This is a genomic window from Sphingomonas sp. ABOLH, from assembly GCF_003951715.1.
Taxonomy (GTDB): Bacteria; Pseudomonadota; Alphaproteobacteria; order Sphingomonadales; family Sphingomonadaceae; genus Sphingomonas; species Sphingomonas hankookensis_A.
In genome coordinates this window covers 139,671-159,002 of sequence record NZ_QQWV01000002.1, presented here as the reverse complement: position 1 = coordinate 159,002, position 19,332 = coordinate 139,671, and the positions used below count along the sequence as shown (strand labels likewise).

General features: G+C 67.6%; 19 protein-coding genes. 14 read left to right on the top strand and 5 right to left on the bottom strand.

The genetic code is table 11. The features are described 5' to 3' along the window. Positions 1-3 precede the first annotated feature (3 nt). From mnmG to CA237_RS01710, 5 genes are read left to right on the top strand one after another with little or no spacing between them, the layout of a single operon-like run. A complete protein-coding gene (mnmG, locus tag CA237_RS01730; protein WP_066692585.1) occupies positions 4-1,830 on the top strand; it encodes a tRNA uridine-5-carboxymethylaminomethyl(34) synthesis enzyme MnmG in 1,827 nt (608 codons plus the stop codon). Further along, on the top strand, positions 1,827-2,447 hold the full coding sequence (rsmG, locus tag CA237_RS01725; RefSeq protein WP_066692579.1) for a 16S rRNA (guanine(527)-N(7))-methyltransferase RsmG: 621 nt from the start codon (positions 1,827-1,829) through the stop codon (positions 2,445-2,447). Before mnmG ends, rsmG begins: the two co-directional genes overlap by 4 nt. Then, on the top strand, positions 2,444-3,223 hold the full coding sequence (locus CA237_RS01720) for a ParA family protein (protein ID WP_066692572.1): 780 nt from the start codon (positions 2,444-2,446) through the stop codon (positions 3,221-3,223). Before rsmG ends, CA237_RS01720 begins: the two co-directional genes overlap by 4 nt. Continuing rightward, entirely contained in the window at positions 3,220-4,143 is a 924-nt protein-coding gene (locus tag CA237_RS01715; RefSeq protein ID WP_066692570.1) for a ParB/RepB/Spo0J family partition protein, read from the top strand. The genes CA237_RS01720 and CA237_RS01715 overlap by 4 nt, the downstream gene beginning before the upstream one ends. A 43-nt stretch (positions 4,144-4,186) precedes the next feature. Continuing rightward, positions 4,187-5,833 carry an ATP-binding protein gene (locus CA237_RS01710; RefSeq protein ID WP_066692835.1) on the top strand — a complete coding sequence of 549 codons (1,647 nt, stop codon included), beginning with the start codon at positions 4,187-4,189 and terminating at the stop codon, positions 5,831-5,833. A 76-nt stretch (positions 5,834-5,909) separates the two neighbouring features. Here the strand turns inward: CA237_RS01710 and CA237_RS01705 are convergent, their stop codons facing one another. Further along, positions 5,910-7,367 carry a M23 family metallopeptidase gene (locus CA237_RS01705; RefSeq protein ID WP_126012514.1) on the bottom strand — a complete coding sequence of 486 codons (1,458 nt, stop codon included), beginning with the start codon at positions 7,365-7,367 and terminating at the stop codon, positions 5,910-5,912. A gap of 197 nt (positions 7,368-7,564) precedes the next feature. Here CA237_RS01705 and CA237_RS01700 point away from each other — a divergent pair, with 197 nt between their 5' ends. The 4 genes from CA237_RS01700 to CA237_RS01685 all read left to right on the top strand — a co-directional run bounded on the left by CA237_RS01700 (position 7,565) and on the right by CA237_RS01685 (position 11,545). Further along, positions 7,565-10,072 (top strand): helicase-related protein, encoded by a 2,508-nt coding sequence (locus CA237_RS01700; RefSeq protein ID WP_066692563.1) that lies wholly within the window; start codon positions 7,565-7,567, stop codon positions 10,070-10,072. Then, positions 10,072-10,395, top strand: a complete 324-nt coding sequence (locus CA237_RS01695) for a S4 domain-containing protein (RefSeq protein WP_232308026.1) — start codon at positions 10,072-10,074, stop codon at positions 10,393-10,395. Before CA237_RS01700 ends, CA237_RS01695 begins: the two co-directional genes overlap by 1 nt. Before the next feature lie 39 nt (positions 10,396-10,434). Then, on the top strand, positions 10,435-10,773 hold the full coding sequence (gene fdxA / locus CA237_RS01690; RefSeq protein WP_066692559.1) for a ferredoxin FdxA: 339 nt from the start codon (positions 10,435-10,437) through the stop codon (positions 10,771-10,773). A 238-nt stretch (positions 10,774-11,011) separates the two neighbouring features. Further along, on the top strand, positions 11,012-11,545 hold the full coding sequence (locus tag CA237_RS01685; RefSeq protein ID WP_055757298.1) for a CarD family transcriptional regulator: 534 nt from the start codon (positions 11,012-11,014) through the stop codon (positions 11,543-11,545). A 175-nt stretch (positions 11,546-11,720) separates the two neighbouring features. Here CA237_RS01685 and CA237_RS01680 read toward each other — a convergent pair whose 3' ends face one another. Next, positions 11,721-12,809 (bottom strand): alkene reductase, encoded by a 1,089-nt coding sequence (locus CA237_RS01680; protein WP_066692556.1) that lies wholly within the window; start codon positions 12,807-12,809, stop codon positions 11,721-11,723. Between the two features lie 97 nt (positions 12,810-12,906). Between CA237_RS01680 and CA237_RS01675 the strand changes: the two genes are divergently transcribed. Further along, on the top strand, positions 12,907-13,779 hold the full coding sequence (locus tag CA237_RS01675) for a DMT family transporter (protein ID WP_269746916.1): 873 nt from the start codon (positions 12,907-12,909) through the stop codon (positions 13,777-13,779). 1 nt (position 13,780) lies between these two features. On the opposite strand, the gene CA237_RS01670 is transcribed toward CA237_RS01675, so the two are convergent. Together CA237_RS01670 and CA237_RS01665 are read right to left on the bottom strand one after the other, a co-directional pair. Then, positions 13,781-14,971, bottom strand: coding sequence for an aromatic amino acid transaminase (locus CA237_RS01670; RefSeq protein ID WP_066692553.1), 1,191 nt, complete (start codon positions 14,969-14,971; stop codon positions 13,781-13,783). Between the two features lie 109 nt (positions 14,972-15,080). After that, the gene (locus CA237_RS01665) at positions 15,081-15,329 is read right to left on the bottom strand and encodes a glutaredoxin domain-containing protein (protein WP_066692551.1); all 249 of its coding nucleotides are present in this window, start codon (positions 15,327-15,329) and stop codon (positions 15,081-15,083) included. Between the two features lie 96 nt (positions 15,330-15,425). On the opposite strand from CA237_RS01665, the gene CA237_RS01660 reads away from it, so the two are divergent. From CA237_RS01660 to CA237_RS01650, 3 genes are all read left to right on the top strand, one after another. Then, entirely contained in the window at positions 15,426-16,112 is a 687-nt protein-coding gene (locus CA237_RS01660) for a COQ9 family protein (RefSeq protein ID WP_066692549.1), read from the top strand. A 64-nt stretch (positions 16,113-16,176) separates the two neighbouring features. After that, the gene (locus CA237_RS01655; protein WP_066692545.1) at positions 16,177-16,434 is read left to right on the top strand and encodes a FeoA family protein; all 258 of its coding nucleotides are present in this window, start codon (positions 16,177-16,179) and stop codon (positions 16,432-16,434) included. A gap of 14 nt (positions 16,435-16,448) precedes the next feature. Then, the gene (locus tag CA237_RS01650; protein ID WP_066692537.1) at positions 16,449-18,302 is read left to right on the top strand and encodes a ferrous iron transporter B; all 1,854 of its coding nucleotides are present in this window, start codon (positions 16,449-16,451) and stop codon (positions 18,300-18,302) included. Between the two features lie 119 nt (positions 18,303-18,421). On the opposite strand, the gene CA237_RS01645 is transcribed toward CA237_RS01650, so the two are convergent. Continuing rightward, on the bottom strand, positions 18,422-18,598 hold the full coding sequence (locus CA237_RS01645; protein ID WP_084401707.1) for a DUF4169 family protein: 177 nt from the start codon (positions 18,596-18,598) through the stop codon (positions 18,422-18,424). A gap of 100 nt (positions 18,599-18,698) precedes the next feature. Here CA237_RS01645 and ssb point away from each other — a divergent pair, with 100 nt between their 5' ends. After that, a complete protein-coding gene (ssb, locus tag CA237_RS01640) occupies positions 18,699-19,259 on the top strand; it encodes a single-stranded DNA-binding protein (RefSeq protein ID WP_066692532.1) in 561 nt (186 codons plus the stop codon). Positions 19,260-19,332 lie beyond the last annotated feature (73 nt).

Genomic DNA, 19,332 nt, shown 5'->3' with positions numbered 1-19,332 from the left:
AGCATGACCTATGATGTAGTAATCGTCGGCGGCGGCCATGCCGGCACCGAAGCCGCCGCAGCCGCGGCGCGACGGGGTGCGACGACGCTGTTGATCGATTTCGATCCCGGCAAGATCGGTGCGATGTCGTGCAATCCGGCGATCGGCGGGCTGGGCAAGGGCCATATCGTTCGCGAGATCGATGCGCTCGATGGGCTCATGGGCCGCGCGGCGGATGCGGCGGCGATCCATCACCGGATGCTCAACCGGTCGAAGGGCTCGGCGGTGCAGGGGCCGCGGGTGCAGGCCGACCGCGTGCGGTATGCTGCGGCGGTTAGGTCGCTGCTGGCGCATCCGAAGCTGACGGTGCTTGGCGGCGATACCGTTGCGCTGAAGAGCAGCGGCGGTCGGGTAACGGGAGTCGAGCTGGCTGATGGCAGCCGGATCGCTGCGCGGACCGTGGTACTGGCCACCGGCACCTTCCTCGGCGGGACGATGTTCCGGGGCGAGGAGCGGTCGGTCGGCGGACGGGTCGGGGAGCGAGCGGCAACCCGATTGGGTCAGCAGCTGCGCGAGCTGTCGCTGCCGATCGCGCGGTTGAAGACCGGCACGCCGCCCCGGCTCGATGGGCGGACGATCGACTGGGCGGCGCTACCCGAACAGCCTTCGGACGCGGATGTGTGGACCATGTCGCCGCTGTCCGATCCTGCGCAACGGTTACCGCAGCTCGCCTGCGCGATCGCACGGACGACGGCCGAGACGCACGACATTATCCGAGCCGGGCTCGACCGGTCGCCGCTGTTCAGCGGATCGATCGAGGGGCGGGGGCCGCGCTATTGTCCGTCGATCGAGGACAAGGTGCATCGCTTCGGCGACCGCGACGGGCACCAGATTTTCCTCGAACCCGAAGGGCTCGACACCCATCTGGTCTATCCCAACGGTGTGTCGACCTCGCTGCCGACCGATGTGCAGCTGGCGATGCTGCGCAGCGTGGCGGGGCTCGAGCGGGTCGAGATCGTCACGCCGGGCTATGCCGTCGAGTATGACTATATCGATCCCCGCGCATTGTCGGCGACGCTGGCGCTGCGGGCGCTCGGCGGGCTGTATTTCGCCGGGCAGATCAACGGCACGACCGGCTATGAGGAAGCAGGCGGGCAGGGGCTGGTCGCCGGTGCCAACGCGGCGGGTGAGGCACTGGGTCTCGACCCGCTGATCCTGCCGCGCGAGTCGAGCTATATCGGGGTGATGATCGATGACCTTGTGCTGCAGGGCGTGTCCGAGCCTTACCGGATGATGACGGCGCGCGCCGAATATCGCCTGCGGTTGCGGTCGGACAATGCCGCGACGCGGTTGGGGGCGATCGGTGCGCAGGCCGGCCTGTTGTCGGCCGAGCGGATCGTGTTCAACACGGAGCGCGAAGAGCGACGCGCCAGCCTGGCGGCTGCGCTGTCGACGCGCCACGGCGCCAATATGCTGGCGGCGAAAGGGGCGCCGGTTACCGGGACCGATACCCGCAGCGGCGGCGAATGGTTGCTGGTGCCCGGCGTGACGCCGCAACATCTGGGCATTGATGTGCAGGACGAGGTGCTGGGCGAACTGATCGAGGATGCGCGCTACGCTCCCTATCTCGAGCGGCAGGCGGCCGAGCTGGCCGCGGCGCGCGTGGATCATGTCGTGCTACCCGCCGACTTCGCCTATGGCGCGGTCCCGGGGCTGTCGAACGAGATGGTGGAGCGATTGACCTCGGCTGCGCCGGAAACGCTCGCGGCTGCCGGTCGCATACAGGGGGTGACGCCGGCGGCGCTGGTGGCGATCCTACTGCATTATCGTGGCGGGAAGCTGGCGGCATGACCGAGCAGGACGCGCGCGACTGGCTCGAAACCCGCTTCGGGGTCGAACGTACGGCGTTGCTGGCAAGATTCGCGGATCGGATCGTTGCGGAAACCGCCCATCAAAATCTGATCGCGGCGTCGACGATCGACCATATCTGGGAACGGCATCTGTTGGACTCGGCTCAGCTGGTGCCGCTGGCCGACGCAGCGAACGAAGGCGCCTGGATCGATATCGGATCGGGCGCAGGCTTTCCCGGGATCGTCGCCGCCATCCTGACCGATCGCCCTGTCGTGCTGGTCGAACCGCGCGCGCGACGCGCCACGTTGCTGCGCGTTATGGCGGCCGATCTGGGACTGACCAATGTCGTCGTCCATCAGGCCAAGATCGAGAAGTTGCCCGCCGACTGCCCGGCGGCGATCATCACCGCGCGTGCGGTCGCGCGACTGGCCGCGTTATTTGCGATCGGCCATCGGCATAGCGACGCCGATACGATATGGGTGTTGCCGAAGGGACGTTCCACCACCGAGGAGCTGGCCGAAGCGAAGGCCGACTGGCGCGGAATGTTTCACGTGGAACATAGCATTACCGATCCGACATCGTCGATCGTGGTCGCCAGGGGAGTGCGCCAAGCATGATTTGCATTGCCATCGCGAACCAGAAGGGGGGCGTCGGCAAGACCACCACGGCGATCAACGTCGGTACGGCGCTGGCCGCCACCGGGTTGAACGTGCTGATCCTCGACCTCGATCCGCAGGGTAATGCGTCGACCGGACTCGGCATCGGTCGCAACGATCGCGAATATTCGACCTACGACCTGCTGGTCGGCGACCTGATGCTGAACGAAGCGGCGGTCGAAACCAAGGTGCCGCGCCTGTCGATCGTGCCGGCGACGGTCGACTTGTCGGGGGCGGAGATCGAGCTGATCGAGTTCGAGGCGCGCACCCATCGGCTCGACCGGGTCGTCGAGGCGAGCGGGGGGCGATGGGACGTGATCCTGATCGACTGCCCGCCATCGCTCGGGCTGCTGACCATTAACGCGATGGTAGCGAGCCATGCGCTGTTGGTGCCGCTCCAGTGCGAGTTCTTCGCGCTGGAGGGCCTGAGCCAGCTGCTGAGCACCGTCGAGCGGATTCGCGGGCGGTTCAATCCGGGGCTGTCGATCCTGGGCGTGGTGTTGACGATGTACGACCGGCGCAACCGGCTGACCGACCAGGTGTCGGACGATGTGCGCGCGGTGTTGGGGAAAGTAGTGTTCGATACGGTGATTCCGCGCAATGTCCGCCTGTCCGAGGCGCCCAGTCATGGCGTGCCGGCGCTGATCTACGATTATCGCTGTGCAGGGTCGGAAGCCTATATCGCGCTTGCCCGTGAAGTGATCGCACGGCTACCGAGCCTGGCGGAGGCGGCATGAGCGAGCAGGCGACACCGCGCCGTCCGCGCATGGGGGGCCTCGGTCGGGGGCTGAGTTCATTGCTGGGCGACCCCGAAGGCGAGGTTTCGACCGCGCGCGGATCGACCCCGCCCAGCGGCGTGCGACAACTGCCGGTAACCGCGCTGTCGCCGCTGCCGGGCCAGCCGCGGCGATTCTTCGACGAATCGGCGCTGGACGAGCTGGCGGAATCGATCTCGGCGCGCGGGGTGATCCAGCCGATCGTCGTGCGGCCGCATGGCAAGGGATATCAAATCGTCGCCGGCGAACGGCGCTGGCGGGCGGCACAGCGGGCGCGGCTGCACGAGGTACCGGTGGTCGTCCGCGACTTCACCGATGCCGAGACGATGGAAATCGCGCTGGTCGAAAATATCCAGCGACGCGACCTGACCGCGATCGAGGAGGCCGAAGGCTATCGCCGGCTGATCGACGAGTTCGGTCATACCCAGGAGGCGCTCGCCAATCTGGTCGCCAAGTCGCGCAGCCATGTCACCAATTTGCTGCGGCTGCTCGAATTGCCCAAGCCGATCCAGGACATGGTCGGCGACCAGCGGCTGAGCATGGGTCACGCCCGCGCGCTGATACACGTCCCCGGTGCCGAGACGATCGCCGAGAAGGTGGTCGCGAAGGGGCTGTCGGTACGCGATGTCGAGCGGATGGCGCGGCAGGCGCGCGAGCCCGAGGCCAAGCGGACCCGCACCCCACGCGATCCGGCGGCAGGTGCCAGCCAGGACGGCGCGAGCGACGCCGATCTGCGCGCACTCGAACGGCAGCTGGGCGACGTTCTCGGGCTGAAGGTCCAGATCAGCCATGGCGACAAGGGCGGATCGATCGCGATCGGCTATTCGACGCTCGGACAATTGGACATGGTTTGCCAAAGGTTAAGCGGCGAGCGCATCTGATACGCAAAATTTACAGGTAGGCGAGCAGGTTATGGACATGAACATGCCGATTCGCCCGCCGCTGTCCGGCGCTGCCAGCACCGGAACCGACGAACGTGCGCCGACCATCGGGGTACTGCTCGACATATCGGGCGCGTCGAGCCGGCTGCTGCTGGACATGCACGCCCTGTCCGCCTTCGCGGCGCAGCAGGGACCGGACGTCGAACCGGCCGGACAGGTCGGGTCGCTGGTCAAATTGCAGATCGGCAAGATCTGGGTAGTGGCCGGCATCCGCTCGACCCGGCTGGCGGATGACGGATCGAACCTGATCGCCGATGTCGACCTAATGGGGGAGGGCTATGAGCCCGCACCCGGGCAGGGGATGCGCGGTTTTCGCCGCGGCGTGACGCGCTATCCGCTGCCCGGATCGCCGGTCTATCCGGTCCCGCGCGACGTGCTGCGGCAAATCTATGCGACGCAGGATCGCCCCCATATCACCGTCGGCACGGTGCACATGACGCGCGACCTGCCGGCGGCGCTGTATGTCGACCCACTGCTCGGCAAGCATTTCGCGCTTGTCGGGTCGACCGGCACGGGCAAGTCGACCACCGCTGCGCTGATCCTGCACCGGATCTGCGATTACAGCCCGCACGGTCATATCGTCGTGATCGACCCGCATGGCGAATATGGGAAGGCATTCGCCGACAAGGGTGAATTGCTCGACGTATCCAATTTGCAGCTGCCCTATTGGCTGCTCAATTTTCACGAACATTGCGATATCCTGCTGACGTCGGAAGGATCCGCGCGGCAGATCGAAGCCGATATTCTCGCACGCTGCATCCTTGCGGCGAAGGCCAAGAGCCGCGCGGCACAGGATATTCCGCGCCTGACCGTCGATGCCCCGATTCCCTATCTGTTGTCCGACCTGACCGCGATCCTGCAGGCGGAAATGACGCGGATGGACCGGGGGAGCGACAACGCACCCTATCTGCGGTTGAAGGCGCGGCTGGAGGAAATTCGCTCCGACCCGCGCTATGCCTTCATGTTTTCCGGCATGCTGGTCGCGGACACGATGGCGGCGTTCCTGAAGCGCGTGTTCCGATTGCCTGCGCAGGGCAAGCCGATCTCGATCGTCGACGTATCGGCGGTGCCGTCCGAAATCACCTCGGTCGTCGTCGCCGTCCTGTCGCGGCTGGTGTTCGATTTCGCGATCTGGTCGCGGGGTGAGACGAGCAAGCCGGTGCTGCTGGTGTGCGAGGAGGCGCATCGCTACGTCCCCAACGAGCGGGCCGGATCGGGATCGTCGGCGGCGGGTATCCTCAGCCGGATCGCCAAGGAAGGCCGCAAATATGGCGTGTCGCTGGGCCTCATCACCCAGCGTCCGTCCGATCTGGCCGAGGGCGTGCTGTCGCAATGCGGCACGATCCTGACCATGCGGCTCAATAATGAACGCGATCAGGCATTCGTCCGTGCTGCGATGCCCGAAGATGCGCGCGGCTTGCTCGACGCGATTCCGGCGCTGCGCAATCGTGAGTGCATCATCGTCGGCGAAGGAGTCACGACGCCGATCCGGCTGTCGTTCGACCTGCTCGAACCGGCGCTGTGCCCCGCGTCCGCGTCGCCGTCCTTTATCGAGATGTGGCAGCAGGAAGGGGGCGAGGACGCATTGGTCGACCGTACCATCCGCCGCTGGCGAACCCAGGGTCGGTAATCCGCCATCCCGGTACCGGGATACAACCAAGCGATTTCCGCCGTTGCCGGACCGAAGTCCGTTCAAAGCAGGCGGGTCAGCGCGCCGCGACGCCCATCAGTCCGGCGACATGCCGGCGGAAGCGGACCAGTTCGTCGCCCTGCAGCTGCTGCACGGTGGCGAACGCCACCGACCGTGGATTGACCGGCACGCCGTTCTTCCAAAGCTCGTAATGCAGGTGCGGGCCGGTCGACAGACCGGTCGACCCGACATAGCCGATCACCTGCCCCTGCGACACGCGGCTGCCCGCGCGCACCACGATCCGGCTCATATGGCCATAGCCGGTGGCGAGACCGCCGCCATGGTCGAGTTTCACAAAATTGCCATAGCCGCCATGCCAGCCGGCGCTGGCCACCCGTCCGTCGGTGGTCGCCCGGATCGGGCTGCCATAGGCGGCGGCGAAGTCCATGCCCTTGTGCAGGCGACGGAAGCCCAGCACCGGATGCACACGCCAGCCGAAATTGGACGAGATGCGCGCGGCGACCGGCCACATCATCGTACCCTTGCGCTCGCCCACGCCCTTGGGATCGAGCCATTCGGTACGGCTGCCATCCTGCCAGCGGACCAGGCGCACGTCGCGGCGTCCTGAAAGACCGGCATAGAGCAGTTGGCCCAGCTGGACTTCGCCGGTGGCGGCGCGGGCCTGTTCGACGATCAGGTCGAACGAATCATCCTGTCCGACCTGCCCCATCGGCACGAGTCCGGAGACGGTGCGGATATAGGATTCGACCGCCTTGGCCGGGGCCCCGGCGGCGCGGGCGGCGCGGTACAGGCTGGCGCCGACCCGGCCGCGGATGCGCAGCGGCGTATGGTCGATCGCGATCGGTCGGGCATCGAGCCGTAGCGTACCGCCTTCGCGGACGATTTCGAGCGCGAGGTCGAACCTGGCGCGGAAAGCGAGATGTTCGAGCGGTCGCGGCTGGGACGGGCTGTCACGCCGGCCGAGCGTAATGTCGAGCCGGGTGCCGGGTGTCAGTTCGGCCGGATCGACCCGGCCTGCGACGAGCGCCGCCGCCTCGCGCGCTTCGTTGGCACCGACTCCGGTACGTTCGAGCGCGCTGGCGATGCCGCCACCCAGCGTTGCGGTCGCCTCGACGATCGGCCGTTCAGGGGTGTTGGCGAGCGGCACGACGCGCGACGTGGCGGCGAGCCGCATGCCGCTGGTGCCGCCCAGCGCGCTTGCACCGAAAGACAGGCTGCGCGCCTCGTCCAGCGCGCTGCCGTCGAGCGGCGCGGGAACGGTGCTGAGGATCGGCCGGTTCCAGGACGGTGCCAATGCCCAGACGGCGGCGCATAATGCGGTGCAGGTCGCCAGGCCCCGCCACCAGTCGCGCGATCCGATTGCGGCGCCCAAATCCGGGGTCCAGTCAAACGATTCGATACGGCCGCGCCATTCGGCGGTGCGGGCTGGTGCGGACAGGACCGGGGCACGCCCGAAGCGCAATGCGCTGGTGCCGCCCGCCAGTTCCAGTCCATGATCGGTGCGCAGGAACACACCCAGCCCCCAGAGACGGCCGCCCGACCCGGCCCGGTCTGCTTCCCCTGTGAAGCCAAAACTTTAAAGTCAAATGAACCACGGCGGCCTCAGATTCGGCTGCGACGGAGCGTGGCAATGCTGCGACCGGACGAAAGCTTTGCGGGAACCCGCGAAACCCGTTGCACCGGCGCCTGCGACCCCCGATGTTGTGCGAGATGAGCCAGTTCGCGCGTAGCCCGGTCACGGCAGTGCTGGGGCCGACCAATACCGGCAAGACCTATCTCGCGATCGAGCGGATGTGCGGTCATGCCTCGGGAATGATCGGTTTCCCGCTTCGGTTGCTGGCGCGCGAGAATTACGACCGCGTCGTCGCGATGAAAGGCGTGGAGAATGTCGCACTGGTGACCGGAGAGGAGCGCATCGTCCCGCCCAAGGCGCGCTGGTTCCTGTGTACCGCCGAATCGATGCCGCTGGAGCGGGAGACGGCGTTCGTCGCGCTGGACGAGGCGCAGCTGGGCGCCGATCCGGAACGCGGCCATGTCTTTACCGATCGGCTGCTGCGCGCACGGGGGCGGGAGGAGACGATGATCCTCGGATCCGATTCGCTGAAACCGATGGTCCGCGCGCTGGTGAAGGATGCCGAGATCATCTCGCGTCCGCGCTTCTCGACGCTCAGCTATGCCGGCGCGCGCAAGCTGTCGCGCCTGCCGCGCCGGTCGGCGATCGTCGCCTTCTCGTCCGAAGAGGTTTATGCCGTGGCGGAGGCGATCCGCCGGATGCGCGGCGGTGCGGCGGTGGTGATGGGTGCGCTGTCCCCACGCACCCGCAATGCACAGGTCGCGATGTTCCAGTCGGGTGAGGTCGATTATCTGGTCGCGACCGACGCGATCGGGATGGGGCTGAACCTCGACGTCGCGCATGTCGCCTTTGCCAGCCTGCGCAAGTTCGACGGGCGGCGGCAACGGCGGCTGACCATCGCCGAGATGGCGCAGATCGCCGGGCGCGCCGGGCGGCACCACCGCGACGGCACCTTCGGCGCGCTGGTCGAGGAAGGGCCGAACGCCTTTACGCCGGAGGAAGTGCTGGCGATCGAGGGGCATCATGTGCCGCCGCTGGAACGGCTCTACTGGCGCAGCGGCGAGCCGGACTTCTCCAGCATCGACGCGCTGATCGACAGCCTCGAAGCGCGACCGAACCATCCGGTGCTGACCGCCGCGCCGGAAGCGATCGACCTGATCGTGCTGAAACGGCTGGCCGAGGAGGATTGGGTCCGCGCCCGCACGCGATCCCCGGCGATGGTCCGGCGGCTCTGGTCCGCGTGCGGCCTGCCCGATTTCCGCAAGCTCGGCCCCGACCCGCATAGTCGTTTCGTCGGGCGAATCTTCGGTCATCTGAGCGAAGGGGCGGGGCATATCCCGCACCAATGGTTCGCGGACGAACTGCAGCGGCTCGACCAGATGAACGGCGATGTTGAGACGATCGCCGGGCGAATCGCGGCGGCACGCAGCTGGGCCTATATTGCCCACCGCGCCGACTGGCTGCTCGACCCCGAACATTGGGCGGCGCGGACGCGCGGCGTCGAGGAGAAGCTGTCCGACGCGCTCCATGACCGGTTGCGGCAGCGTTTCGTCGATCAGCGGACGACGGTGTTGTTGCGGCGGATCGGTGCCGGTGCCGCCGACCTGCCGGTCGATGTCGCGGCGGACGGATCGGTCAGCGTCGATGGCCATGCGCTGGGCCGGCTGACCGGCTTCCGGTTCGAAGTATCGTCCGACACGCGCGTCGCCGACAAGAGGCTGTTGATCGCCGCCGCTGAAAAGGGGCTGGCCGGCGAACTGCGCAAGCGCGGCGCCGAACTGGTCGCGGCGACGGACGCCGAATTGTCGCTCTCAGCCGAACCGGGGGCGGTGCCCGAACTGACGTGGAACGGGCTGACCGTCGCGACCTTGACCGGCGGCACGACGCTCGACCGGCCGGTGGTGACGCTGGACCGTAGCCTCTACGTGCTCGACCGCACGGCGCAGGGGCAGGTGCGCGACCGGTTGGCAGCCTGGGTGCAAAGCGATGTCGCGCGCCGGGCACCGACGCTCGGCGCGCTGGCAGCCCTTGCGCGTGATCCGGCGGCCAGCGGATCGCTGCGCGCGGTCGCGGCGGCGCTGACCGAGGTCGGCGGCATTGCCCCGCGCGACGGGTTCGATGTGATGCTGGCGCCGCTCGACGGCGACGACCGGCGGCGGCTGCGCAAGGCAGGGGTGTTGATCGGCGCGCTCGACCTGTTCGATGCGCGCCTTTTCAAACCGGCGGCGGCCCGGTGGCGCGCTGCGCTGCTGGCGGCACGTGACGGGCATCCGGTCGAGCCGCTGGCGCCGACCGGGGCGACGGTGCTGCCGGTCGGGCAGGGGGCGTGGGGCTTCCGTCGCTTCGGTCCGCAGGCGGTACGCGTCGACCTGATCGAACGGCTGGCCCAGGCGGCACATGACGCGCGCAAGGGGCATGCGCCGTTCGCCCCCGATCCGGCGCTGGCGGTATCGATGGGGCTGAAGCCGGAAACGATCGTACGGCTGATGGCGAAGCTGGGCTTCCGGCCGAGCGCGCCAGCGGGCGATGTGCCCCAATGGCGCTGGGCACCCGCGCGCCGCCGGGCACCGACGCCGACCCCGCGTCCGGTCGCGCGACCGGGCAATGCCTTTGCCGCGCTCGCTGAACTGGGGTTCGACCGCTGATGGCGGCACGCGCGCCGGAACCGGTGCCGCACATGCGGCTCGACATGTTCCTGTGGTATGCCCGATTCGCCAAGACGCGCAGCGCGGCGCAGGCGATCGCCGAACGCGGTACGCTGCGCCTCGATGGCCGTAGGATCGAGCGCGCGCATTGTCCGGTACGCGTCGGGATGGTCATCGCCTTTCCACAAGATGCCCGCGTGTATATCCTGCGGGTCGAGGCGTTGCCGATCCGACGCGGGCCGCCCGCCGAAGCGCGTACGCTCTACACCCTGCTGGAACCGACAGGGTCCGGCCCCGTTGACGGGGGCGACGACCCGGCATAACGCGGTCGCGATACGATTTCTCGGAGTTTGGACGGACCCATGACCTACGTCGTCACCGACGCCTGCATCCGCTGCAAATATATGGACTGCGTCGAGGTGTGTCCGGTCGATTGCTTCTATGAAGGCGAGAATATGCTCGTCATCAACCCGAGCGAATGCATCGATTGCGGTGTGTGCGAGCCGGAATGCCCCGCCGAAGCGATCCTGCCCGATACCGAAAGCGGGCTGGAGCAGTGGCTGGAGCTGAACAACACCTATTCGGCGCAGTGGCCCAACGTGACCCGCAACGCCAACCAGACCCCGCCCGATGCCGATCAGTGGAAGGGCGTCGAGAACAAGATCGAGCATTTCTCGGCCGAGCCTGGCGCGGGCGACTGACGCCAGCCACCATGTTCCACGTGAAACCGAGGCCGGGCCGCAGCAGCGGTTCCGGCCCTTCGGCTTTGCGCTGGTAATTTTGTTGCAACGTTGCTATAATCACACGTGACGGCGGCAGTTTCATGCCCCGCCCGGAGACCACCTTTAGCAACGTCCCGTGTCGCCCGACCTGCCGCCGCCCGATCCAGCGTTGGCAGTAAGCGATGCTTTCGGGACGACGACCACGGAAAGGTTACCAATGGCTGCCAAGGCATTGTCCTTCGATGTCGGCGATTATGTCGTGTACCCCAAGCACGGCGTCGGCCGTGTGATCGAACTCCAGCGTAGCGAAATCGCTGGCATGCAACTCGAACTCTATGTGCTCCGCTTCGAAAAGGAACGCATGACGCTGCGCGTTCCGACCAACAAGGCGGAAAGCGTCGGCATGCGCAAGCTGTCGTCGGACAAGACGATGCGCGAAGCGATGGAAACGCTGAAGGGAAAGCCCAAGGTCAAGCGGACCATGTGGTCGCGTCGCGCGCAGGAATATGAAGCGAAGATCAATTCGGGCGACCTGGTGTCGATTGCCGAAGTGGTCCGCGACCTGTTCCGTGCCGACGACCAGCCCGAGCAGAGCTATTCCGAACGCCAGATCTTCGAAGCCGCGGCTAGCCGTCTGGCGCGCGAACTGGCGGCGATGGAGCAGGTCGACGAGCCGAAGGCGCTGGAGCGGATCATCGAAATCCTGCGGGATGCTGCGGCGATCTATAACAAGGAAAAGACCGCCGCCTGATCGGCGCGCGATCCGAACCGAACGAAAAAGGGCGGCCGGCAACGGTCGCCCTTTTTCGTTGGTGATGGCGGGGGCCACCGGGACGGTCGATCCGCTCGACCCTCCAGACGATCCGCACCAGCGATGCTACGGAGCTACGCCGCGCTGCCGGACGCCGGACAGCGCGGCGGCGGCGTCAGGCCGGTTCGCGCTCCAGCGTCGGATAGTCGATATAGCCTTCCGGCCCGTGCGAATACCACGTCGCCATGTCGTCCTTGTTGAGCGGCGCGTCGCGCTCCAACCGGGCCGGCAGGTCGGGATTGGCGAGGAACGGACGGCCAAAGGCGATGGCATCGGCGATCCCGCTATCGAGTTCGGCCTGCGCCCGCGCGCCATCATAATCCTGGTTCAGCACCAGCGGGCCGGCAAAGACCTTGCGGATTTCGGGCGAGACGCGCGGCTGGGTCGCGCTGCCGAAGGTGCCGTCGGGGCCAGGTTCGCGCAGTTCGAGGAAGGCGATACCCTTGTCCGACAGCAGCTTTGCGGCAGGCACGAACACCGACACCGGATCGCTGTCAACCACACCCTGCGTGTCGCCATTGGGCGAGAAGCGGACCGCGGTCCGGCCGGCGCCGACCTCGGCGATCAGCCGGTCGACGACTTCGCCGAGCAGGCGGATGCGATTTTCCGGGCTGCCGCCATAGGCGTCGTCGCGATGGTTGGCCCCGTCGCGCAGGAACTGGTCGATCAGATAGCCATTGGCGGCGTGCAGCTGGACGCCGTCGAACCCCGCCGCCTTGGCATTGCGCGCCGCACGCGAATAATCGTCGAGCACGCGCGCGATATCGTCCAGCGTTGCAGAGCGCGCCTGTTCATAGGGTTTCTTGCCGTCATAGGTATGCGCCTTGCCCGGCGCCGTGGTCGCCGAGGAGGACAGGGGTGCGGCACCGTCCAGGAAATCGGGATGGACCACCCGGCCCATGTGCCACAACTGGGTCACGATGCGGCCGCCGGCGGCATGGACGGCGTCGGTGATCGGCTTCCACGCCTCGACCTGTTCGTCGGTCCACAGCCCCGGCGCGAACGGCCAGCCCAGCCCTTCGCGACTGATCCCGGTGCCTTCGGAAATCAGCAGGCCGGCGGACGCGCGCTGGGCATAATAGTCGGCCATGATCGCGGTCGGCACATGCTCACGCGTGCCGCGGCCCCGGGTCAGCGGCGCCATCAGCACCCGGTTCGGCGCCTGGATATCGCCCAACGCGATAGGATCGAAGAGACTGGGCATAAACGAAAACTCCCGAAAGCTGCACAAAGGCAGGCGACGTCGCACAGATAGGGCGGTAGGGGGCGGCATGCAGCCGGCCCCGCCTGAAACAAATGCTATGTCGCCCCCAAGAACGCCGAGCGGCGCGATTGTTGCCGTGGTCTGCGCGAACATCGCCCTCGCATTCGGCCCTTGGTTCGTACGCATGGCCGATACCGGACCAGTGGCGGCGGCGTTCTGGCGGATCGCGCTGGCATTGCCGGTGCTGCTGGCGATGGCGGGATGGAGCGACCGCCGGGCATTGCTGCCGACGCGCGCGCTGCTGGTGCCGTTGCTGATCGGCGGGGTGGCCTTCGCGATCGATCTGGGGTCGTGGCATATCGGCATTCGCCGCACGACCATGGCCAATGCCACGCTGTTCGGGAATTGCGCGGTACTGATCTTTCCGATCTACGGCTTCATCGCGATGCGGCGCTGGCCGACCCGGGCGCAGGGGCTGGCGCTGCTGCTGGCGGCGGTCGGGGGCCTGTTGCTGCTGGGCCGGTCGGCGGAATTGTCGTCGCGCCATCTGGCCGGCGATCTGTTCTGCCTGCTCGCCGGGGTGCTTTACGCGGTCTATTTCATCGTGATGCGCGGCGTGCGGCGGACGATGGCGCCGCTGCCCGCGCTGGCGCTGTCGAGTGTCGCCAGCGTGCTGCCGTTGCTGGCGTTCGCACTGGCGCTGGGCGAGCCGATCATGCCGCAGCACTGGACCCCGCTGATCGCGCTGGCGCTGATCAGCCAGATCGCAGGGCAGGGGCTGATGATCTACGCGCTGGGCCATCTCAGCCCGCTGGTCGTCGGCCTCGCCCTGCTGGTGCAGCCGGTGGTCGGCGCGACGATCGGCTGGCTGGCCTATGGCGAGCGGCTGGGGCCGATGGATGCGGTCGGCGCAGTGCTGGTGGCGGCGGCGCTGGTGATCGTCAGCGCACGCCGCTCAGCCGACAGATAGCTCAGGCGATTCCGGCACGACCCAGGTCGACCAACGCCTCGCCGAACCGGGCGATGTCGCCGGGGGCAAAGCCGGCGATGTTGATCCGGCCCGATCCCGCCATGTAGATGCCGTGGGTCGCGCGCAGCCATTCGATCTGCGCCGGGGTCAGCGGCAGCGTCGCGAACATGCCCTTGCCCTGCGCCAGTGGGGCGAGATCGACCGACCCCACCTGTCCCAGCGCCGCCAGCTCGCCGCGCAGCCCCTGCAACCGGGTACGCAGCGCATCCAGTTCGCCGCGCCAGTCGGCGGCGAGCTGCTCATTTTCCAATACGATCCGCACCGCTGCCGCACCATGGTCGGGCGGCATCGACCAGTTGGCGCGGGCCAGCGCCAGCAGGTTCGACAGCACGATGTCGCGCGCTTGCGGCTCGGGCGTGGTCGCCCACAGCGCGCCGGTGCGTTCGCGGTACAGCCCGAAATTCTTGTCGCACGAATAGGCGACGACCGCGAACGGCACCGCGTCCAGCACCATGCGCGTGCCGGCGGCATCGGCCTCCATGCCGTCGCCCAGCCCCTGATAGGCAAGGTCGATGAACGGCACGAGCCGGCTGTCCGCGACCGCATCGGCGATCGCGCGCCATTCCTCCGCCGTCGGATCGATCCCGGTCGGATTGTGGCAGCAACCGTGCAGCAGGATCGCGTCGCCCGCCTCCGCCTGCCCGATTGCCGCGCGAAGTGCGGGCAGGTCGATACGTTGCGCGCCCATGTCGAACATCGCGTGCGGCACCACGACGATGCCGGCGGCGGCAAAGACCGGAGCGTGGTTGGCCCAGCTCGGCTGGCCGACCAGGATGCGGCGCACCCCGGCCTTGGCCAGCAGCTCGGCGCCCAGCCGCAGCGCGCCGGTGCCGCCCGGCGTCTGCAATCCGCAGCGGCGCTCCGCCGGGAAACCCCGTCCGAACACCAGCGGTTCGAGCAGCGCCACGAACCCCTTGTCGCCCTCCGGCCCCAGATAGGCCTTGCTGTCCTGCGTCGCGATCAGGCGCATTTCGGCCTGCTTCACCGCCTGCATCACCGGGGTATGGCCGTGATCGTCGCGGAACACGCCGACGCCCAGGTCGATCTTGTGCGCTCGGGGGTCGGCACGGAACGCCCCGATCAGGCGAAGCAGCGAGTCGGCGGGCTGGGCGACCAGCGAACGGAACGGCATGAAAACTCCCGAAGACGGCGTGGATGCCGCCTATAGGCCGATCGAATGCCTAAGCGGCAGGGGTAAAATCCCTTCTCCGGGCAAGGAATGCGCCGCCGTGGCGCGTCGATCACATGTCGGCGAGATAGCGTTCCACATCGTCGCTGCCGCCGATGCGCTGGCCATCGATGAACACTTGCGGGGTGGTGTCGACGCCGTGCTTCGCCTTGAACGCGTCGACTTCCTCGCGGCTGCGCAGGATGCGGTCGTCGACGGTGAAGCCGGCCGATTGCAGCAGCTGCTTGGCCTTTACCCCGAACGGGCAGATGTGGTCGGGCAGGACCATGCGATACAGCGTCGCTTCGCGGGTGTCGGCCATGACGGTTCCTTCTGATGCATGTACGTCGCCATAGCGTGTCGGATGCGCACGGGTTCCGCCGTTGCCGTTTCGCCCTGCGCGTCCTAGCTAAGGTCCATGACCGAAGACGCGATCGCACCGCTGGCACCTGCCGACCTGACGCTCGACGAACTGCGCGCCGCGCTCGCGCCGCTGGTCGCGGCCAATGCCGCGTTCGACGGGTGGAGCGACAAGGCGGTTGAGGCGGCGGCGCGGACCTTCGGCGCCGATGCCGATGTTGCCCGGCTGGCCTATGGCGGCAGCGCGGTCGAGATGATCGATGCCTGGTTCGGCGAGATCGACCGCCGCATGATGGAAGCGGTCAGCGCCGACGCTCTGGCTGCGATGAAGATTCGCGAAAGGATCACGGCGCTGGTCGAGGCGCGGCTGGCGGCGGTCGCGGGCGAGCGGGAAGCGCTGCGCCGTGCGCTGGCGATCCTCGCCATGCCGCGAAATGTCGCGCGCGCGACGAAGCTCGGCTGGCGGACGGTCGACCTGATGTGGCGCTTGGCCGGCGACAAGGCGACCGATTACAACCATTATACCAAGCGGGCGATGCTGGGCGCGGTCTATGGCGCGACGATCGCGGTGTTCCTCGACGACGAAAGCGGCGGCCATGCCGATACCCGCGCGTTCCTGGCGCGGCGGATCGACGGGATCATGCGGTTCGAGAAGATGAAGGGCCGCATCCTGTCGTCGCGCGATCCCGAACGGCGGTTGAGTCTGTCGCGCTTCATCGGGCGGCTGCGCTACCCGGCGGTCTAAACGCCTGCCGCGACGGGCGAAGAATCCGCTTCCCTTGGCGGCTGCTTATTGCTAATCAGTCGCAATGTTGTCGCCCAACCTGCCTCTTTCCCAGCTGCCCCGCACCTGCGGGGCAACGGTCGCATCGGTCGATTGGGAGGGCATGTCGCCGGCGGAGGCGCGACGCCTGCGCGAATTCGGCCTCGACGAAGGGGTCGATATCGAACTGCTCCATCGTGCGATGCTGGCGGGCGGGCCGCTGGCCTGTCGGATCGGACGGATGACGGTGGCGCTGCGCGCGCATGTCGCTGGCGCGATCCGCGTCGCACCGCTGGCGGGCTGAACGGCACCTCTCACGTGAACCCTGCACCTCTGGTCGCGCTGGTCGGCAATCCCAATGCCGGCAAGACGGCGCTGTTCAACGCGCTGACCGGCGCGCGGCAGAAGGTCGGCAATTATCCCGGCGTCACCGTGGAGCGCCATTCGGGGCGCCTTGCCTTGGACGACGGACGCCCGATCGAACTGGTCGACCTTCCGGGCACCTACAGCCTCGATCCCTCCAGCCCCGACGAAGCGGTTACCCGCGACGTGGTGCTGGGGCGGCAGGCGGGCGAGCGGGTGCCCGACGCGCTGATCGTCGTCGCCGACGCCACCAATCTCGACAATCATCTGCGCTTCGTCCTCCAGCTGAAATCGCTGGGGCGGCCGATGGTGCTGGCGCTCAACATGATCGACATGGCGACGCGCGACGGGTTGAAGATCGACCTCGCCGCGCTGTCCGCCGAACTCGGCCTGCCGGTGGTCGCGACCGTCGCGGTGCGCAAGCGCGGGCTGGACGAACTGCGTGCGGCGCTGGCCGGCATCCTCGCGTCGGCACCGCGCACCGCGCCGGTCGAGTCGGTCGATGCCGATATCCGCCATTTTCAGCGCGAGGCACGTCGCATCTCGCGCGCCGCGACCGCCGAACAGCCGCGGATGCGCGCCGTCACGCGGGGCATTGACCGCGTCGCGCTGCATCCGGTGGTCGGCCCGATCCTGCTGCTCGCCATCCTGTTCGTCATGTTCCAGGCGGTGTTCAGCTGGTCCGAAGCACCGATCGGCTGGATCGAGGGGTTGCAGGGCTGGCTGGCCGATACCGCCGTCGCCAACCTGCCCGACAATTTCCTGCGTTCGCTGCTGGTCGAAGGGATCATCAACGGTGTCGGATCGGTGGTGGTGTTCCTGCCGCAGATCCTGATCCTGTTCGTGTTCATCCTGCTGCTCGAAGCATCGGGCTATATGGTGCGCGCCGCGTTCCTGATGGACCGGTTGATGAGCGGGGTCGGCCTGTCCGGCCGCGCGTTCATCCCGCTGCTGTCGTCCTTCGCCTGCGCCATTCCCGGCATCATGGCGACGCGGTCGATCGATGATCCGAAGGAGCGGCTGACCACGATCCTGATCGCGCCGCTGATGACCTGTTCGGCGCGCCTGCCGGTCTATGCGGTGATCATCGGCGCGTTCATCCCGGCGCGGCAGGTACTGCCGGGGGTGGGCCTGCAAGGGTTGGTGCTGCTGGTGCTGTACCTGACCGGCATCCTGGGCGCCGTGATCGCCGCGTTCGTGCTGCGCCGGACCGCGACCAAGGGGGTAGGCGGCGGCTTCCTGATGGAGATGCCGCGCTATCAGCTGCCTTCGATCCGCGACATCGCCATCGGCCTGTGGCAGCGCGCCTATGTCTTCCTGCGCCGCGCGGGCACGATCATCCTGCAGGTGACCGTCGCGCTGTGGCTGCTCACATCCTATCCGGTTGCGCCGGCGGGCGTGAAGCAGTCGGAATATTCGATCGCCGGGCGGATCGCATCGGGGCTGGAGGTCGTGCTGCGGCCGATCGGCTTCAACCATGAAATGTCGCTGGCGGTGATCCCGGCGATGGCGGCGCGCGAAGTCGCGGTGTCGGCGCTGCAGACCGTCTATGCGATCGACGCGGCGGACGAGGAACAGGGCGCGCAGGAACTGGGCGGGCGGCTGGCCGGGCGCTGGAGCCTCGCCACCGCGCTCGCCTTCCTCGCGTGGTTCGTGTTCGCGCCGCAATGCCTGTCGACCATCGCGGTCGCGCGGCGCGAGACCAATGGCTGGAAATGGCCTTTGGTGATGATCGGCTATCTCTTCGCGCTGGCCTATATCGCGGCGGGTGCGACCTATTGGACGGCGGTCGCCTTCGGGCTGGGGTAGGGCTTCGTCACTCCCGCGAAGGCGGGAGTCCATACACGCTCAGGTAGCGCCGGTATCAGGACCGTCAGCGGCACGGGATTCCCGCCTTCGCGGGAATGACGAGCGTTGCCCGACCGCCGCTAGTCGTCCAGCTTCGCCCCATCGAGCAATGCCTTCCGCCGCGCCTCCTCGCTTTCCTCGACCGCCTTCTCCGCCTTGGTCCGGCCGAACTTGCGGCGGTTGGCGTCCGCCTCCTGCGCCCTGGCGACCTTGTCGCGGCCTTTACGGAACCGGTTGAGGTTGATGACGTCGCCCATCGCGGTACGATGAACCGTGCCCCCCGCTTCGGCAAGTACTGGCGTCGCGCAGCCCGGTGGCATAGGAAGCCGGGCTATACTTTTCTCGGAGAACTGCGCCATGGCCGGCAGCGTCAATAAAGTCATCCTCGTGGGCAATCTGGGCCGCGACCCGGAATCGCGGTCGTTCCAGAATGGCGGCAAGGTCGTGAACCTGCGCATCGCGACGTCGGAATCGTGGAAGGACCGCAATTCGGGCGAGCGCAAGGAAAAGACCGAATGGCATTCGGTCGCGATCTTCAACGAAGGGCTGGCCAACGTCGCCGAGCGTTTCCTGCGCAAGGGCTCGAAGGTCTATATCGAAGGCCAGCTCCAGACGCGGAAGTGGCAGGACCAGAACGGCCAGGACAAGTACAGCACCGAAATCGTGCTGCAGGGCTTCAACAGCGTGCTGACGATGCTCGACGGTCCCGGCGGCGGCCAGGGCGGCGGCGGTGGCAACCGCGGCGGTGGCGACTTCGGTGGCGGCGATGACTTCGGCGGCGGTTCGGGCGGCGGCTATGGCGGCGGCGGATCGCGCGGCGGCGGCAGCGGCGGCGGGTTCAATTCCGGCGGCAACAAGGGCGGCAATTTCGGCGGCGGCGGCTTCGGCGACGATCTGGACGACGACGTACCGTTCTGATCGCGGACAGCGGTACGACGAGAGCGGCCCGCCATTATTTTCGTCACCCCGGACCTGTTCCGGGGTCCACGGC

Excerpts from the sequence above, each read along its gene's own strand:
- mnmG (WP_066692585.1), top strand. The coding sequence starts at position 4 with ATGACCTATGATGTAGTAATCGTCGGCGGCGGCCATGCCGGCACCGAA.
- rsmG (WP_066692579.1), top strand. The coding sequence starts at position 1,827 with ATGACCGAGCAGGACGCGCGCGACTGGCTCGAAACCCGCTTCGGGGTC.
- CA237_RS01720 (WP_066692572.1), top strand. The coding sequence starts at position 2,444 with ATGATTTGCATTGCCATCGCGAACCAGAAGGGGGGCGTCGGCAAGACC.
- CA237_RS01715 (WP_066692570.1), top strand. The coding sequence starts at position 3,220 with ATGAGCGAGCAGGCGACACCGCGCCGTCCGCGCATGGGGGGCCTCGGT.
- CA237_RS01710 (WP_066692835.1), top strand. The coding sequence starts at position 4,187 with ATGCCGATTCGCCCGCCGCTGTCCGGCGCTGCCAGCACCGGAACCGAC.
- CA237_RS01700 (WP_066692563.1), top strand. The coding sequence starts at position 7,565 with ATGAGCCAGTTCGCGCGTAGCCCGGTCACGGCAGTGCTGGGGCCGACC.
- CA237_RS01695 (WP_232308026.1), top strand. The coding sequence starts at position 10,072 with ATGGCGGCACGCGCGCCGGAACCGGTGCCGCACATGCGGCTCGACATG.
- fdxA (WP_066692559.1), top strand. The coding sequence starts at position 10,435 with ATGACCTACGTCGTCACCGACGCCTGCATCCGCTGCAAATATATGGAC.
- CA237_RS01685 (WP_055757298.1), top strand. The coding sequence starts at position 11,012 with ATGGCTGCCAAGGCATTGTCCTTCGATGTCGGCGATTATGTCGTGTAC.
- CA237_RS01680 (WP_066692556.1), bottom strand. The coding sequence starts at position 12,809 with ATGCCCAGTCTCTTCGATCCTATCGCGTTGGGCGATATCCAGGCGCCG.
- CA237_RS01675 (WP_269746916.1), top strand. The coding sequence starts at position 12,907 with ATGTCGCCCCCAAGAACGCCGAGCGGCGCGATTGTTGCCGTGGTCTGC.
- CA237_RS01670 (WP_066692553.1), bottom strand. The coding sequence starts at position 14,971 with ATGCCGTTCCGTTCGCTGGTCGCCCAGCCCGCCGACTCGCTGCTTCGC.
- CA237_RS01665 (WP_066692551.1), bottom strand. The coding sequence starts at position 15,329 with ATGGCCGACACCCGCGAAGCGACGCTGTATCGCATGGTCCTGCCCGAC.
- CA237_RS01660 (WP_066692549.1), top strand. The coding sequence starts at position 15,426 with ATGACCGAAGACGCGATCGCACCGCTGGCACCTGCCGACCTGACGCTC.
- CA237_RS01655 (WP_066692545.1), top strand. The coding sequence starts at position 16,177 with ATGTTGTCGCCCAACCTGCCTCTTTCCCAGCTGCCCCGCACCTGCGGG.
- CA237_RS01645 (WP_084401707.1), bottom strand. The coding sequence starts at position 18,598 with ATGGGCGACGTCATCAACCTCAACCGGTTCCGTAAAGGCCGCGACAAG.
- ssb (WP_066692532.1), top strand. The coding sequence starts at position 18,699 with ATGGCCGGCAGCGTCAATAAAGTCATCCTCGTGGGCAATCTGGGCCGC.